Annotated in this window: 14 protein-coding genes; 9 read left to right on the top strand and 5 right to left on the bottom strand. The window is 44.5% G+C overall.

Translation table 11 applies throughout. The features are described 5' to 3' along the window. Nucleotides 1-129: 129 nt before the first annotated feature. Nucleotides 130-819: an N-acetylmannosamine-6-phosphate 2-epimerase gene (locus OH461_RS15710; RefSeq protein ID WP_270021518.1), complete on the top strand. Its 690-nt coding sequence runs from the start codon at nt 130-132 to the stop codon at nt 817-819. Nucleotides 820-842: 23 nt separating this feature from the next. Beyond that, nucleotides 843-1,979, top strand: a complete 1,137-nt coding sequence (gene nagA / locus OH461_RS15705) for an N-acetylglucosamine-6-phosphate deacetylase (protein ID WP_270021517.1) — start codon at nt 843-845, stop codon at nt 1,977-1,979. Nucleotides 1,980-2,034: 55 nt separating this feature from the next. On the opposite strand, the gene OH461_RS15700 is transcribed toward nagA, so the two are convergent. Continuing rightward, entirely contained in the window at nt 2,035-2,922 is an 888-nt protein-coding gene (locus tag OH461_RS15700) for a LysR family transcriptional regulator (protein WP_270021516.1), read from the bottom strand. Nucleotides 2,923-3,030: 108 nt separating this feature from the next. Here OH461_RS15700 and OH461_RS15695 point away from each other — a divergent pair, with 108 nt between their 5' ends. Next, nucleotides 3,031-4,104: an HlyD family secretion protein gene (locus tag OH461_RS15695; RefSeq protein WP_270021515.1), complete on the top strand. Its 1,074-nt coding sequence runs from the start codon at nt 3,031-3,033 to the stop codon at nt 4,102-4,104. A 12-nt stretch (nt 4,105-4,116) separates the two neighbouring features. Next, nucleotides 4,117-5,142, top strand: a complete 1,026-nt coding sequence (locus OH461_RS15690; protein ID WP_270021514.1) for a DUF2955 domain-containing protein — start codon at nt 4,117-4,119, stop codon at nt 5,140-5,142. Nucleotides 5,143-5,211: 69 nt separating this feature from the next. Here the strand turns inward: OH461_RS15690 and OH461_RS15685 are convergent, their stop codons facing one another. The 3 genes from OH461_RS15685 to OH461_RS15675 all read right to left on the bottom strand — a co-directional run bounded on the left by OH461_RS15685 (nt 5,212) and on the right by OH461_RS15675 (nt 6,554). After that, nucleotides 5,212-5,928, bottom strand: coding sequence for a YebC/PmpR family DNA-binding transcriptional regulator (locus OH461_RS15685; protein WP_270021513.1), 717 nt, complete (start codon nt 5,926-5,928; stop codon nt 5,212-5,214). 83 nt (nt 5,929-6,011) lie between these two features. Beyond that, on the bottom strand, nt 6,012-6,221 hold the full coding sequence (locus OH461_RS15680; protein WP_270021512.1) for a DUF3283 family protein: 210 nt from the start codon (nt 6,219-6,221) through the stop codon (nt 6,012-6,014). A 135-nt stretch (nt 6,222-6,356) separates the two neighbouring features. Further along, nucleotides 6,357-6,554 carry a PA3496 family putative envelope integrity protein gene (locus OH461_RS15675; RefSeq protein WP_260262105.1) on the bottom strand — a complete coding sequence of 66 codons (198 nt, stop codon included), beginning with the start codon at nt 6,552-6,554 and terminating at the stop codon, nt 6,357-6,359. A 370-nt stretch (nt 6,555-6,924) separates the two neighbouring features. Between OH461_RS15675 and OH461_RS15670 the strand changes: the two genes are divergently transcribed. Genes OH461_RS15670 through OH461_RS15660 form a run of 3 tightly spaced genes read left to right on the top strand, consistent with a single transcriptional unit; the run spans nt 6,925 to nt 9,187 of the window. Continuing rightward, a complete protein-coding gene (locus OH461_RS15670; protein WP_270021511.1) occupies nt 6,925-7,773 on the top strand; it encodes an ABC transporter ATP-binding protein in 849 nt (282 codons plus the stop codon). Continuing rightward, nucleotides 7,770-8,702: an ATP-binding cassette domain-containing protein gene (locus OH461_RS15665; protein WP_270021510.1), complete on the top strand. Its 933-nt coding sequence runs from the start codon at nt 7,770-7,772 to the stop codon at nt 8,700-8,702. The genes OH461_RS15670 and OH461_RS15665 overlap by 4 nt, the downstream gene beginning before the upstream one ends. After that, on the top strand, nt 8,699-9,187 hold the full coding sequence (locus OH461_RS15660; protein WP_270021509.1) for a transcriptional regulator: 489 nt from the start codon (nt 8,699-8,701) through the stop codon (nt 9,185-9,187). The genes OH461_RS15665 and OH461_RS15660 overlap by 4 nt, the downstream gene beginning before the upstream one ends. A gap of 393 nt (nt 9,188-9,580) precedes the next feature. On the opposite strand, the gene OH461_RS15655 is transcribed toward OH461_RS15660, so the two are convergent. Continuing rightward, a complete protein-coding gene (locus OH461_RS15655) occupies nt 9,581-11,551 on the bottom strand; it encodes a replication initiator protein RctB domain-containing protein (RefSeq protein WP_270021508.1) in 1,971 nt (656 codons plus the stop codon). Nucleotides 11,552-12,776: 1,225 nt separating this feature from the next. On the opposite strand from OH461_RS15655, the gene OH461_RS15650 reads away from it, so the two are divergent. Beyond that, nucleotides 12,777-13,994: a ParA family protein gene (locus OH461_RS15650; RefSeq protein WP_270021507.1), complete on the top strand. Its 1,218-nt coding sequence runs from the start codon at nt 12,777-12,779 to the stop codon at nt 13,992-13,994. A gap of 7 nt (nt 13,995-14,001) precedes the next feature. Then, nucleotides 14,002-14,973, top strand: a complete 972-nt coding sequence (locus OH461_RS15645) for a ParB/RepB/Spo0J family partition protein (RefSeq protein ID WP_270021506.1) — start codon at nt 14,002-14,004, stop codon at nt 14,971-14,973. The last annotated feature ends 25 nt before the right edge of the window (nt 14,974-14,998 follow it).

The following is a 14,998-nucleotide window of genomic DNA, read 5'->3' as shown; positions in this document are numbered from 1 at the left end:
AATACCATGAAGAAAATCCGTGATCACTGTAAAAAATATTTTCTTTATTGTGGATGAAGATAATTTTCAGGAGTATAACTGCCTCACAAACAAGTTCTAAAAATAAAAATCATAGGTAAGAGGCGAGTTATGAAGAACTGGGATATCACCGAAATGGCCAAGAAACTGGCCAACACGATTGTCGTTTCAATTCAACCAGTTGAAGGAAGCCCACTCGATACTACCGAGTTTGTTGTTGCTATGGCTAAAGCCGCAGAAATGGCCGGAGCACCCGCGTTAAGAATCGAAAGTGTTGAGCGCGTTGCTGCTGTAGCAAAGGCGGTTTCGATACCGATCATTGGCATCGTTAAGCGCGATCTACCAGACAGCCCAGTACGCATCACACCATTTATTGACGATGTAAAAGCGCTAGAAAGCGCAGGTGCAGCGATTATTGCTTTTGATGCTACAGATCGAGTGAGGCCAGAGAGTCGCCAAGCCATTGCTGACGCAATTGTACAGTCACGCTGCATTGGCATGGCGGATTGTGCAGAGTTTGCAGACGGTTTTTGGGCGCACTCGCAAGGTATTGAATTGATTGGCTCGACACTTTCTGGTTACACTGGCGCGGTCACGCCGGAAGAGCCAGACTTGGCACTCGTGACTGCATTTGCTCAAGCCGGTTACCTCACTATGGCAGAAGGAAGATTCAATTCTCCCGAACTGTGTAAACAAGCGATCCAAGCAGGCGCACTTTCTGTCACCGTTGGATCGGCATTAACCCGTCTTGAAGTCGCAACCTCTTGGTATCTTGATGCCGTTGCCGATAAAGAAAAATAGCCCAAAGAGAAAAGGAAAACCTCATGTTAAAAGCTATTACCGCCCACACATTGTTTGACGGTGAACGCTACTTAGAGCAACACGCGTTAGTGTTTGATCATACGAAGATTGTCGACATCATTCCCATCGATCAACTCGATGCTAACATTGAGCGAGTTGACTACGGCAGGGCAACCATTGTTCCTGGCTTTATCGATATTCAAGTCAATGGCGGCGGCGGTGTCATGCTTAACGATGAGCAATCCGTACAAGCTATCGAGACCATCATAAAAGCGCATCGCCAAGGAGGCACTGCGTATTTGTTCCCAACATTAGTCAGTGAGAAACCACCAGCAATGGCAGCGGCATTGGAAGCCATTTCACAAGGTATGGAGCAAGAAATCGATGGCTTGTTGGGTATCCATTTAGAAGGCCCTTGGTTAAACCCAAATAAAAAAGGCGCTCACGATCAAAACAACTTCTACAGCCCAACAATCAAGCAGTTAGAAGCCTTCCCTTGGTTAAATAACGGCGTGAACTTCATCACCTTAGCGCCAGAGCAAGTGGATGCAGAGTCGATAAAATGGCTGTCTGATAAAGGCTGCATTATTGCCGCAGGCCATACTAACCTTGTCGAACAAGACCTTGTTGGTAAACGTGAAAGCATCAATGGTTTTACTCACCTGTACAATGCTATGTCACCTCAAACCGGCCGTGAACTTGGTGCGGTAGGGGTAGCATTGAGCGATGACGAACGATGGGCATCTTACATTGCCGATGGTATTCATGTTCATCCGCAAAACTTGCTTATGGCAATCAAACTGAAGCCAAAAGACAAGATGGTCTTGGTCACCGATGCAATGGCTTCTGTAGGTAACCCAGATGAAAGCTTCGTCCTAGATGGCCAAACTATTCGTGTTAAAGACGGTAAATTGGTTAACGAAGCTGGCAGTTTAGCAGGCGCGCACATTACGATGGCGCAATCGGTGAAAAACCTCATTGATTGGGGCGTGGATGCTGCGCACGTTTATCAAATGGCAAGCACAAACCCAGCACGAGCCATGAAACTTGATGATCAACTTGGCTATCTAAAGCAAGGTTATCGCCCTTCGGCAACCATCCTCACTGAACATGGCGATACTGCTTCAGTGCTGGTGGACGGCAACCTTTACAACTACTAGATGAGACCAACAATGCGCGGCTTGTTATTGCTGATAAGCCGTGCATTTCCCCCTGTTAGCTTGCCATACTCGCGACACCCGCTAAAAGCGCTTCTATAAGCAACCTGAGCGCTTTAGGTTGATACTTCCTCTCGCGATATACTAAGTAGGCTTGTCGAGCGCTACGGTGATATTCAGGCAGTATTTGGACTAACTTTGAATCTTGGCTTATATGCTTATGAGGCAGTGACGCGATTCCTAAGCCTTTCTCTACCGCGTCAACAACAGCAAGAATGTCATTGACCACCAGTTTGGGTTTAATGGCTATCGCCTCAACCAAATCGTCCTGCTGGTAAACTGTCATTTCATTGATATGATCCACCGACACCCAATCTTGACGTTTTAGATCCTCTATTTTCGTCATAGGCCCATGGCTGGCAATATACTCAGGACTCGCATAAAAACCATGTTGAGCCGTAAACAATGGCCTTGCGATCATGCCCTGCATATCAGTTACATCAAACGTCATCAATAGATCGCGATCCGTTTGTGGGATCATTTGCTCTTGGCTTAAAATCAGCTCTAATCGAACCTTCGGGTAAGCTTGCAAAAATTCTTCCACGACTTGTCTAACAAAGCTTCGGTAAAAATTGTGCGGCAATGCGAGTTTGATTTTGCCAACCACCTCTTGGCTATCTTCACTCAACTGTTTAAATGCCGTTTCAATACTCTCCATACCACTTTTAAACTGCTCAAAAACATTTTGCCCAGTTTCTGTCGCCACCAGCTCCCTACCCTGCTTTTCAAGTAAGCGAATATTAAGCCTATCTTCTAACGCTGATAAACGCCGAGACATGGTTGAAACCGGCAGCTTTAGATGGTTGGAAGCGGATTGCAGCGATCCCGCTTCCACCACGGCACAAAACAGATAAAGATCGTCAACGTTTCCAAATATGGAATTCATGGTTCTAAAACCGCTTATTTTTCTCAATATTGCTTGGTTATATAGTGTTTCGCAACAAAAGCCAATCATTCACATCCAAGGAAGCGATACAGAGCAAGAGAACACACTGTGACTGAAAAAATATACCAATATACCCTTTACGCGGTTTTGAGTATCACCGCCGTTTTTTCACTGTTTCTGATTACTTCAGATAATTTATCTCCCTTCACAACCCAAGCGTCTTTGCATCGTAATATCGTCTCAATAGCCCCTGAAGTTTCAGGCGTGATTGAGCATGTTTCTGTCAGTAACGGTCAGAAAGTCGCAAAGGGAGACCTACTGTTCACCCTCAACGCTGATAGCTATCAACTCAAAGTGGTTCAAGCGCAAGCAGAACTCGAGCAAGCGAAAGAGTCTTACAAAGCCACTCAGCAACAGCTGATCGCCGCACAACAAACATTAGGCCAACGCAAGGCTGAACTGCACAATCAAAACAATCGATATCAGCGTGCACAGTCCATGTTTAAGAAAGGGTTATCAACCGCGCAGGAACTGGATGACACCAAAACCAATGTTGATGTTGCTCGCAGCGCTCTTTCGGTTGCAGAAGCCGAAATAGAAAGAATTGAAGCGCAGTTATCTGGCGCAGAAACCAATGCAGCTATCCAACTGGCCAAGGCAAAACTAGCGAGTGCACAATTAGATCATACCCATACCCGCATTATCGCCAAAACAGATGGCGTCGTGACCAATCTTCAATTGCAGCAAGGCAGCTACATCACGCAAGGCTCACCCGCTCTATTGCTCGTCAATGAAGCTCAAACATGGCTAAGTGCTGATTTCAACGAGAAAGGAATGGGACATTTAGTGGCTGGTCGTGAGGTAAAAATCGCTTTTGATGCCTTACCAGGTCAGATTTTCATTGGTCATATTGAGAGCCAAGAGAGAGCCGTTCACGACGCCGATAATGGCAGTGGTCAACTATCTAGTGTGATTAACGATAGTCGCTGGATTCGCGATCAACAGAAGATCCGCGTGCGTATCGCAGTCGAAGCACTCGATCCGAGTTTAATTGCAGGTGCGCGAGCCTCTGTCAGTGTCAGTGTCAGTGTCAGTGTCAGTGTCAGTGAACCTTCAAGTTGGATAAGCCCAATCAGCAATGCTTGGATTCACCTTGTCTCTATGTTCAGATACCTCTATTAGAGCGGACACAGCATGAAATGTTTTACTCAACCTTCACCGAACAATGAAGCGATTAGAATCACGTTCGCAATTACTGCCTGTATGATGTTGGGAAAGCTGCTCGCACTCGATTCAGCAGTCTATTTGGCACTTTACCCAACCATCATCATGACGAAGAGCAAAGACTATAGCTGGCGCGGACTAACGCGCACCTTTGTGCCAACATTGCTTGCAGCCAGTTCTGCTCTTGTGGTGAGTGAAACGTTTAGCGACCATCCATTTATCATTTGGACCATCAGCCTGTTTTTCTTGGATTTCATGCGCCGACAAGCGACTTCTCCTGCCAAGATGGGGGCGATGCTAATGCCAACCTTTAATTGGATTTTAATTGTCGTATTTGCTCAGCATTCTAGTACCAATATGGCGATGCGTATCCATGAAATTCTCACTTCGATGGCCATCACTATCCTAGTGTGCAAACTGGCGGTGTATTGTTTTCCTATACCGAGTACCGGAAAGCCGAATCCCCCATCAGACAAGGCGGTTTCAGCACAACAAAGATTGATCTTTATCGGCTTAGTTGGCGTAGGCGTAGGGTTTCTGATGCAAGTAGAAATGCTCTCTGCGACCTTCTGTTTGGTGCCTGTTATCGCAGCGGCCACACAAAACCAAATATCTACCTTTAAACAGGTCGTTGAACGTCGATTCATTACTCAGGTGGGTGGCTGTGCCATTGCGGCAATATTTAGCTTACTGCTCTTAGGACATCAAAGTGTCGTCGGAGGCTATACCTTGCTACTGGCGGGCTTAATCTTTGTCATCGCGACAATGATGACGAAATCCGATAGTCAGATGCGCGATCTTCATGCCGATGCTTTGCTAGCAACGATGTTGCCTATACAGCTGTATATCTCGCATCAGAACTTGGGGCTTGAACGTACCTTCCTACGCGGTTGGCAGTTAATGGTCACTTTGGCGATACTCTACGCACTGTGCTGCTTGGTCGCTCATTACGCTTGTAAACCCAAAGCAACGAAGCCATCACTCTCTCACAGTTAGGAGTCACTTTAACGAGCAGCAATAAAAAAGCCTCGCATGTGCGAGGCTTTTACATATCACGTTTAGCAATTACAGCTCAGCGTTGTGGTAAACCTGCTGAACATCATCACAATCATCCAGCATGTCTTGGAACTTCTGGAATTTCTCAGCATCTTCGCCAGTTACTGGAGTATGCGTTTGAGGTACGAAAGTAATCTCTTCCACATCTAGCGTTAGCTCTGGGAATGCTGTGTTAAGCGCTGTCTTAGTTTTGAAAAACTCAGTGTGCGGAGCGAATACAGTGATAACACCGTCTTCTAGCTCAACGTCAGTCACGTCTACGTCTTCCATCATTAGCGTTTCTAGGATCACTTCATCGTCTTCACCTTTAAACTGGAATACAGCTTGGTGATCAAACATATGAGATACTGAACCTTCAACACCGATTTTCGCACCACACTTAACGAAGCATTGGCGAACATCTTGGAATGTACGGTTGCCGTTATCTGTCAGACAGTCAACGATTACGCTTGTGCCGCCAGGGCCAAAGCCTTCGTAACGAGCAGGAGCGTAATCTTCACCGCCACCACCTGTCGCTTTATCAATCGCTTTTTCGATAACGTGTGCAGGAACTTGGTCTTTTTTAGCTTTAGCAATCAGGTGCTTAAGCGACAAGTTCATATCTGGGTCTGCACCGCCGTTTTTGGCGCACATGTAAATTTCTTTACCGTATTTGGAATAAACTTTAATTTTTGCGCCAGCAGTTTTAGCCATAGAGGCTTTGCGCACTTCAAAACTTCTTCCCATCGGGATGTTCTCTCTTAATTCAATTTAACGCGGTGGATTTTAGCAAAATGTCGAGGCTTTTCAATTTTGCCTAACGGCTTGGGCTACGCGATACCCATTATTCGTTTGTATTTTGCAACACACTCCAAAAACCAAGTGCGCTCATTCTCATCAATTAGCTTGTTAGCTTGCAGATCAATTTCTTCAGGGCCGCCTTTTGCTTCCCTCATTTTCCACACCAAAAACGAAGCCTGCTTATCAAGCTCGACTCGGTTCTTTTCATCGGCAGGTAGAAGTGACAAGTTTATCGACATGCTGGATCTCGAATCAGAAAATACAAAGGCGCAAATATAGCACACAAGAGGGGGATGTTGAGAATAGAAAACGTTGAAAATAACTAAGGGTGGCTCAATGATTCGCCACCCACAGGTCAAACATTACGATACACGTCAGTGCAACAAGCCAAGTTCCTTTGCTTCCTCAATGGTAAGACCGCTTTCTCGAATCTCTCTCAACGCTTCAATGCGGCGACGAGCTTCGGCTGATTTTACCGTCGTGGTTGGCTTATGCGATTCTACTTCTTCCGTGAAGTCCCACTTATTCGCAATATTTGTCATTTCATCATGGTCAATAGAATTGATGGACATTGTAACCTCCGAACAAACCATGCTAGGGACGCCTCATTCTTAACAAACCTCAATCCTATTTGTTAAGCATATTTGGTGAAGAATGTGATGGTGCTAATAGTTCAAATACCCAGTAGAAATTTTGCTGCAATTCTCTTTGCACCGGCCAAAATTCCAAAGTACATTTAAAAAATTCCCCCTCAGAAAGGCCATGCTGTTCTAGATCAAGTGTGGTACAAAATCTCACCAGTTCAAACTTGCTTTCGCTGCGCAATATCCGCGTTTTCCTGCGTTCATTTTTCGACCTAGTTCACTATTTTTTGTCACTCTTCTTTTCTCGCGCAAAATAAGAGTTAATGATAACCATTATCTTTATCAAGTGAGTGTCATTATGAGTGAAACATTGTTACAGCATGCCTTTCATGCTGACCCTATAATTAAAATCCGCGACCTCTGTGTCGACTACATCACAGACACTGGTGACTTTAATGCCGTTAAGTCGGTTAGCTTCGATATTGGCAAGGGCGAAATCTTCGGTCTTGCTGGCGAATCTGGCTGCGGTAAAAGTACCATTGCGTTTGCGATAAACCGCCTACATAAGCCGCCTGCGTTTATCTCAGGTGGTCAAATCCACTTTGAAGGCCGTGATCTATTAAAACTGCCTGACAGCGAGCTAAACATGGTCCGCTGGAGCGAAATTGCCATGGTGTTCCAAAGTGCCATGAACTCGCTTAACCCGGTTTTGCCCGTGAAAGAGCAATTTGCTGACGTACTTCGCCACCATAAAGGCATGAGCGAAGCTGAATCCACCAAACGCGCTGAGCAGCTGCTTGATTTGGTTAACATTCCTCGCGAGCGATTAACCGAATACCCTCACCAATTCAGTGGCGGCATGCGCCAACGTTTGGTGATTGCAATTGCACTTTCATTGAACCCGAAACTGATTGTTATGGATGAGCCAACCACCGCGCTAGATGTTGTGGTTCAACGTGAAATCCTGCAACAAATCTATCAGCTACGTGAAGAGTTTGGTTTCTCTGTGTTGTTTATTACCCACGACTTAGCTTTGATGAGCCAATTGTGTGATCGCATCGCCATCATGCGCCATGGTGAGATTGTGGAAGTAAATACCTCAAAGAACATCCGTAATAACCCACAGCATGCTTACACGCAAAAGCTATGGGCATCTTTCCCGAATATCCATGAGGGTAAACACCAAACTGAAGGAGAGCCAGCATGAGCGAGCCAATCATCCAAGTAAACAATATTGTTAAAGAATTCACTATTGGTGGTGGCTTCTCTTCGGTTGAGCGTTTTAAAGCGCTGCAAGGAGTAAGCTTTGATCTCTATAAAGGCCGAACGCTAGCGCTGGTTGGAGAGTCAGGTTGTGGTAAAAGTACCTGTGCTCGCTTGATGACTAAAGTGTACCCAGCAACGACCGGTGAGATCCTTTTCAAAGGCAAGAACATTGACCAGATCACTAGCCGAAAAGAGCTGCTTGATTATCGCAGTAAAGTACAAATGGTATTCCAAGACCCATTTGGGTCATTAAACCCAACCCATACCATTGAGCACCACTTAACTCGCCCTTTAAAGATTCATAAACAAGTATCAGACAACAGTAAGATCCCTGGTCGCTTACAAGAGCTGATTGATTTGGTTGAACTTGCTCCGGATACCTTGAAAAAGTACCCACACGAGCTAAGTGGCGGTCAGCGCCAACGTGTTAACTTAGCGCGTGCTCTTGCTGTTGGCGCAGAAGTGATTCTGGCTGACGAACCTACCTCAATGCTGGATGTATCGATTCGTCTTGGCGTGCTTAACCTTATGCAACGCATGAAGAAAGAGCTTGGTATTGGCTTCTTGTACATCACCCACGACTTGGCCACAGCGCACTACATCGCAGAAGAGACGGCAGTAATGTACAAAGGCCAAATTGTGGAATGGGGTGATACGCAAGCGCTTCTCACCAACCCGCAGCACCCATACACCAAACTGTTGATCTCAGCGGTACCTGATCCTGATCTTCCATTTGGTCATTTAGTGGAAAGTGAACCAGACTATTCTGTAGATGCCGATAAGATCCGCGCAACAAGTGCCATTGTTCGCGATGGATTTGATCAAATTGGTCCTAACCACTTCGTTAAGCATTGGGTAGACGCAGCATGATCCAACTAGACACCTGGGTAGAACAAATCAGCACTTGGTACAAAAACCGAAAGCATGATCAAGATGAACAATTGCAAACGTTGATCTTAACTGTGCCAGATTCGGTTTGGGGTCCTGAAGTGACCGAGCTGCAAAGCAAGGCCATCGCGTGTTGGTTAGATGGCTGCCTGCGTGTCTTTCAAGGTTTGCGTTTTCAAAAACCAAATCAGGCTTATCAGTACTTGCAGCTAGCTACGAGCAAGCTTCAAGCAACGGTAAGCCAACCTCTTGCTGACCTTGAACTTAAAGATTGGTCAATGAAGCGTTTACAACACCTCACTGTATTAGGTCTTGAGTTTTGCAGCCAGCAAGAACAAGACAAGTGGCAGAGAGAATCCAATATGTTGGTGGAGAGTCATGTTGAGTTTATGGCCGCTCATGCTTGGAACGAGCCTAACGGCAATAAACTCCGGAACAATGATCAAGGCTCAGTCACATTACACTGATTTTTGACTAACAATAACGGAACGATGATCAAGGCCGCTAGCTTGATCATCGTTCCGTTTTCTTTGCCAGATCAACACGACCACTCCCCTACTTTTCATCGTAACTCATCGCGCAAAAACCAAATACACTCAGTATTTGGCAAATTTCAGACAAAAAAAAGCGAGCTCTTTCGAACTCGCAAAAATATTCAGAATGAATGTAACAATATGAGCCAATCTAAAGGGAAGATACATCCCCTATTCATCAGAAAGGACAAAAGGTTGTCTATTCGTGATTAATCATACTGGCTCACCGCTGACTTATGTCAATTGAGTGTCAGCGGAGTGTTGTAAGTATGTTTGAATTGAAAATTATTCCAATTTCGCTCCGCTTAACTCTTGATCATATTTTCGTTAAACCGCGACCTCATCGAGGGCTCTAAAGACAGTTTCATCAATGTGCCCTTCCAGAACTTGCTTACACACTTTACGTCGAACCGCCAAACCTGCGATAAGGCGCTCAATGGACAAATGCTTGTTCTCACTTTGGCTGTTGTACAGCTCAACCATTTTGCTCAGCGTTTCGTAAGGGATAGTTTGCTCACCAACACGAAGCCAATCAAGCTTGTCTATAAGCTCCAGACACTCTTCTTTGATTGAGCCATGGGAATGCCCTGTCATGGCAGCTAAAGCCGTTATACTGCGTTCTAGAGCCTCTGGAGAGGTATATTTAGATAAAGTAATGGTAATCTCATCGGCATTGACTTCAACCAAGTGCTTTCGCTGTTTAACGCGACGCCCTAAATGGCCTTTTGGTGAACGTTCTTTGCGTTGGATAGGCTCAAACTCACCATCAATAATTTGCGATAATTCATCAAGCTGCTGGCGTGAAACCATTTCGTTACGCAATGGGTTTGGCAGAGTTGGCGCCATATTGCGTTTACCGGCATTGGTGGTGCGAGCACGAGAATAACGCAGTACCTCTTCCACATCACACTTAATATCTACTTGGTAATCTTTGATCTTATCTTTTTCGATCATTGCAGAGATCGTTAAGTGATAACCCCAAAGATTCACCACGAACAGCTCATCGCTCCCTTTGCCATCGGAAAGGCGCTTTAGCTCACGAATAAGATCCATTGAGAAACGACGCCATTCGATATTGCGCGCCAGTTTTTGGTTCAAGTCACTCAACATCATCACGTCAGTATGACGACGAGACATACGGCTACGGAAGTAACTGTACAGCTGAAAAACCAAGGTGTGCTGCTTTAGAATTTCTGGCGGGAATAGGAAGAAATAATCACGCGTGAGCAGCTCTTCATAGAAAGATGGCTCCCAAACCAAGATGTATAGGTTCGGTTTAATGCGTATTTCGCCGTCAACGCCCTCTGTAGGTGCTTCTTCCGATGCAGTAATGGTACGGGCTAAAAATCTAAAACGATCGCTCTTGAAGCCTTCTGGCATGTTTTCGCTAAGCCAGCGTCCAGTCAGCTCGTGTAACTGAAAATCGGTAAATTCGATACGATCAATACTGTCGCGGATAGAATCGCGCGCAGGGCCGCTGTCCTTCTTGCCGCGTAACGACAGAATATCGGTAATGTACAAAGGCGTTTTGTTAGGAACTTGACTGGCATCAAGCTGATATTGGTGTTGATGATGCTCGTGATATTGCACTGTCAGCGTAAACAAGGCAAACAGCGTCATCAGATCATCAACGGTCATAATGTTTTTCGAAGATCGTGTCTCGATCACCGCTCGCGTACCAGAGATCGACACCATGGACTTCTGATAGTTTTTGCGTGTGCGCGGTGGTGCCAAAGCTTGGTCAATAATGCCTGCCCAATTGGTTGGCGAGACAACAAACTGATCCGCTTCATCTTTCATCGCTGGTGGGGTGTTAAGACCATATTCATTCAACAAGCGTTTATTGACTTGTGTTTGAGCCAATGCTTTGGAACGTTTCTGCTTTTCAGTTTGCTTAACACTTTCAGTGACTAGGCTGGTTGCGCCTAAGGCCGAAATCAATAAGTTTGGATTTACAAACTTATGTAACATTGTCTTGCCAGCTAAGCCTTCTTCAAACTTAACGGGAATTTGGTTGAATAGCCCGATATTGACGGCGGCGCGTAAACGTTGCTGAATAGCCGCACGAGTGATTTGTCCATCGGTTGCATCGATCAACTCAGTGGTTGATACCAAGCCATCTTTGCTTCTGAAACCACGTAGGGAAATTAAATTGAGCAGTTCAACAATACTTTTTGTCACACCTTTAAAGTGCTGATATTGCTCAATCCAGTCTACGGCCGCTTCTGATACTTCAAATAAGTGTCCATCCTTGTGGCTGCGTGGGGCTTTAATCAGTATTTTTTCTTCAGAGCTCATTTCTTAGATCCGTATCACATAAGCCGTAATATCGATATTGTTCCAGAAGAATAAAGAAAAAAAGATCATAAATAAAGAAAAAACTTATTGTTTTTAATAACTGATCTTTTTGATTAATCTGATCTTAATTGATTATATGATCTATTGATCTGAACGGAATTGGCGTCGTAAGTTGCTAATTATAAAGAACAAAAAAAATAACGCTTTGAAAGCATGATCAAGTAAAGCTCGAAACGATGATCAACTAAAGCCCGAAAACATGATCAATAATCTCTGAAACGATGATCATGTCGAAGCTGAACGCATGATCAAATAAAGCCTCGAAGCATGATCAACATGACTTCACACCTTATCCACAGGCCATTTATGATCGTGATTACCCTTTACTCCGTTATTGTAACGAGTTTGCGCGTTATTACCGAAACGATGATCAAGGAATCGCGATCAAATCGGTCTAATCGAACAAACATTAGCCGCTAGGTTAAATCCGAAAACCTCACTATTTGAGTTATCCACATCAGAACCATACTTCATTAAAAAGCGAAAGCATGATCAAGACTGGTGTTTTTCATTTTACTTTTCTTCGCTGCAAGCCAATCAGCCCGTTGATATAGAGTGATTTTCCTTGAAGCCACGGTTCATCTGCATTTGCCCGTAACTTGGCGCAAGATTTATATGCTTCCGGAAGAGTGAATACCTTGATCATTGATCCAAAAAACGATCATTTAGAAAGGTGATTGAAAAAGCGATATAAACACGTTTAATTTCCTTGATCATTGTTCCGTAGAGCCATTTTTTATCCGAAAGCATGATCACCATAGTCTCCTTGATCATGCTTTCGACACGAGTCTGACGGAATGAGTGATTTTTGCCCTACTCTTCAAATTTTGTTTACTGGGTTGCGAAACAAAAGTTGAATTTACACCCACCGTAATTTGTCGTGGTTTTATAATCGTTCCGAGAGCGACTGCGCAAATAGTGCAAAATTACCGTTTTTACATTGTAAATAAGTGACAGTGTGACATTTAAAATCTGTGGCGTAATTCGGACAAAGTTAGCCAGAAAAAACGGCGTATTTTTGTGCTTTTTATCCGTTTGTCACTAAAATGAGAAAATTATCTCGTTTTAATGTGAAGCTAATCCATAAGTGTATGTTCACCTTTTTATTGTTTTAAGTCATTATTGCTGTACAATCGAACTCGATGACTAATAACGGAAATTGGCAATGAAAAGAGAACAAACAATCGAGAATCTCATTCAGCTAGCAGAACAAACCGCACAGGTTCAAGCAGACCGTATTGAGATTGTGTTAGAAGAGCGCAGTGATGAGCATTTTCCACCGATGTCAAAAGCGTTGATGGAAACTCGTTCTGGTTTGACTCGTCGTAAGTTAGACGATGCAATTAGCAAGTTGGAGGCGGATGGCCATCAGTTTACTAAGAACAACGCCAACCACTATTCGATTTCTTTACAAGAAGCGCATATGTTAATGGAAGCGGCTGGTGTTCCTAAGTTCCATGAGCGCAAAAAGAATACAGACAACAAGCCTTGGATTATTAACGTACAAAACCAAAAGGGTGGTACGGGTAAATCAATGACGGCGGTACACCTTGCGGCTTGTATGGCGTTGAATTTGGATAAACGTTACCGAATTTGTCTGATCGACTTAGACCCGCAAGGCTCTTTACGTCTGTTCTTGAACCCACAAATCAGTACAAGCGATCACGATACCATCTATTCAGCGGTTGATGTGATGCTCGAAAACGTGCCTGAAGGGGTAGAGATCGATAACGAGTTTTTGCACAAAAATGTATTGTTGCCAACTCAGTATCCTAACCTTAAAACTGTGTCTGCATTCCCTGAAGATGCCATGTTTAATGCTGAGGCATGGCAAAACCTATCTCAGGACCAATCTTTAGACATTGTTAAGCTTCTTAAAGAGAAGTTGATTGACAAGATCGCAGATGATTTTGATGTCATTATGATTGATACTGGCCCACACGTTGATCCATTAGTTTGGAACGCGATGTACGCGTCGAACGCGCTCTTGATTCCATGTGCTGCGAAGCGTCTAGACTGGGCTTCAACAGTTAACTTCTTCCAACATCTTCCAACGGTTTATGAAATGTTCCCTGAAGATTGGAAAGGTCTAGAGTTTGTTCGACTAATGCCGACCATGTTTGAAGATGACAATAAAAAACAAGTCTCTGTGCTCACTGAAATGAACTATCTATTGGGCGATCAGGTAACAATGGCGACAATTCCTCGTAGTCGTGCGTTTGAAACTTGTGCCGATACCTACAGCACAGTATTTGACTTAACGACCAGCGATTTTGAAGGGGGTAAAAAGACCCTTGCTACCGCGCAAGATGCGGTTCAAAAGAGTGCGCTAGAGCTTGAACGCGTGCTGCATAGCTACTGGTCAACACTGAATCAAGGGTAATTAAGTAATGGCAATTAAAACCTCAGATATCAATGCAAGATTGTTTGGCAAAACCAATAAACGCCGAGCAACGAATCCGCAAGAAGCGCAACAAGCGGCAAAAGAACAGGCACAAATCATCGAACTAGCGGTTGCTGGTGAAGAGTTAGTCTCTTTTGAATTGATGCGCATTGAAGCCGACCAAGTGGCTGAGCAAACGGTTGTGTTTGCAGAGAACGCTCGTGAGCAATCATTTTTAAATGAGCACGCGTTATCGGATGTATTGGTCACGCTAAAAGAACGTGGCCAACAGTACCCGGCAGTGGGGCGCAAACGTGAAGATGGCAAGATTGAAGTGCTTGATGGTAGCCGTCGTCGCATGTCTTGTATCTTGGCTGGTAAACCTTTCCTTATTTATGTTGCTGAAGATATTAACGCAGAGCACGCTAAGTTCTTATCTGATGTAGCAAACGCACATAAACCTCTTTCTCTCTATGAGAAGGGCAAGGAAATGCAAGCTAAGCTAGAAAGCGGTGAAGCTGAAGACCAAAAGGCATTGGCGAAAATGTTCCAATGTAGCGAAGCGTTAGTGAGTGGTGCGTTGAAAGCTGCTGACTTGCCTTTAGCGCTATTGCAAGCATATCCAAATGTCGCGGATTTGGGCCGCCCAACTATCGTAAAGCTCCATAAACAATTTAGTGATTTGAGCCATGCTGATAAATCGCTGCTGCTTAAGAAGTGTCAGGATGAGCAAGGTTTCGCTTGGCAACGCAGTGAAGCTCAGGGTGTTGCGCGTATTACCAAAGACGTATCAGAGATGATCGAAGCTTGGATTGAAGAGCTTGCTCCAACGAAACGTCCTGCGAATACCAAAGTAGAGCTCGTTAAAGGTCGCGTAAGCTACAACCGCAAAGGTGCTAATTTGTCGCTCAATCTTAAGAAAATTGATGACGAGCTAATGAAAGATATCCTTAGCTTTATTGAAAACAAGCTTAAGTAAATTGCCCCGTCTATTAGAAAGCCGC

The sequence above is a fragment of the Vibrio sp. LaRot3 genome (assembly GCF_027587025.1).
Lineage (GTDB): Bacteria > Pseudomonadota > Gammaproteobacteria > Enterobacterales > Vibrionaceae > Vibrio.
The sequence above is the reverse complement of the archived record's forward strand: the minus strand, read 5'-3'. Positions and strand labels throughout refer to the sequence as shown.

Excerpts from the sequence above, each read along its gene's own strand:
- OH461_RS15660 (WP_270021509.1), top strand. The coding sequence starts at position 8,699 with ATGATCCAACTAGACACCTGGGTAGAACAAATCAGCACTTGGTACAAA.
- OH461_RS15700 (WP_270021516.1), bottom strand. The coding sequence starts at position 2,922 with ATGAATTCCATATTTGGAAACGTTGACGATCTTTATCTGTTTTGTGCC.
- nagA (WP_270021517.1), top strand. The coding sequence starts at position 843 with ATGTTAAAAGCTATTACCGCCCACACATTGTTTGACGGTGAACGCTAC.
- OH461_RS15655 (WP_270021508.1), bottom strand. The coding sequence starts at position 11,551 with ATGAGCTCTGAAGAAAAAATACTGATTAAAGCCCCACGCAGCCACAAG.
- OH461_RS15690 (WP_270021514.1), top strand. The coding sequence starts at position 4,117 with ATGAAATGTTTTACTCAACCTTCACCGAACAATGAAGCGATTAGAATC.
- OH461_RS15670 (WP_270021511.1), top strand. The coding sequence starts at position 6,925 with ATGAGTGAAACATTGTTACAGCATGCCTTTCATGCTGACCCTATAATT.
- OH461_RS15675 (WP_260262105.1), bottom strand. The coding sequence starts at position 6,554 with ATGTCCATCAATTCTATTGACCATGATGAAATGACAAATATTGCGAAT.
- OH461_RS15645 (WP_270021506.1), top strand. The coding sequence starts at position 14,002 with ATGGCAATTAAAACCTCAGATATCAATGCAAGATTGTTTGGCAAAACC.
- OH461_RS15665 (WP_270021510.1), top strand. The coding sequence starts at position 7,770 with ATGAGCGAGCCAATCATCCAAGTAAACAATATTGTTAAAGAATTCACT.
- OH461_RS15710 (WP_270021518.1), top strand. The coding sequence starts at position 130 with ATGAAGAACTGGGATATCACCGAAATGGCCAAGAAACTGGCCAACACG.
- OH461_RS15650 (WP_270021507.1), top strand. The coding sequence starts at position 12,777 with ATGAAAAGAGAACAAACAATCGAGAATCTCATTCAGCTAGCAGAACAA.
- OH461_RS15685 (WP_270021513.1), bottom strand. The coding sequence starts at position 5,928 with ATGGGAAGAAGTTTTGAAGTGCGCAAAGCCTCTATGGCTAAAACTGCT.
- OH461_RS15680 (WP_270021512.1), bottom strand. The coding sequence starts at position 6,221 with ATGTCGATAAACTTGTCACTTCTACCTGCCGATGAAAAGAACCGAGTC.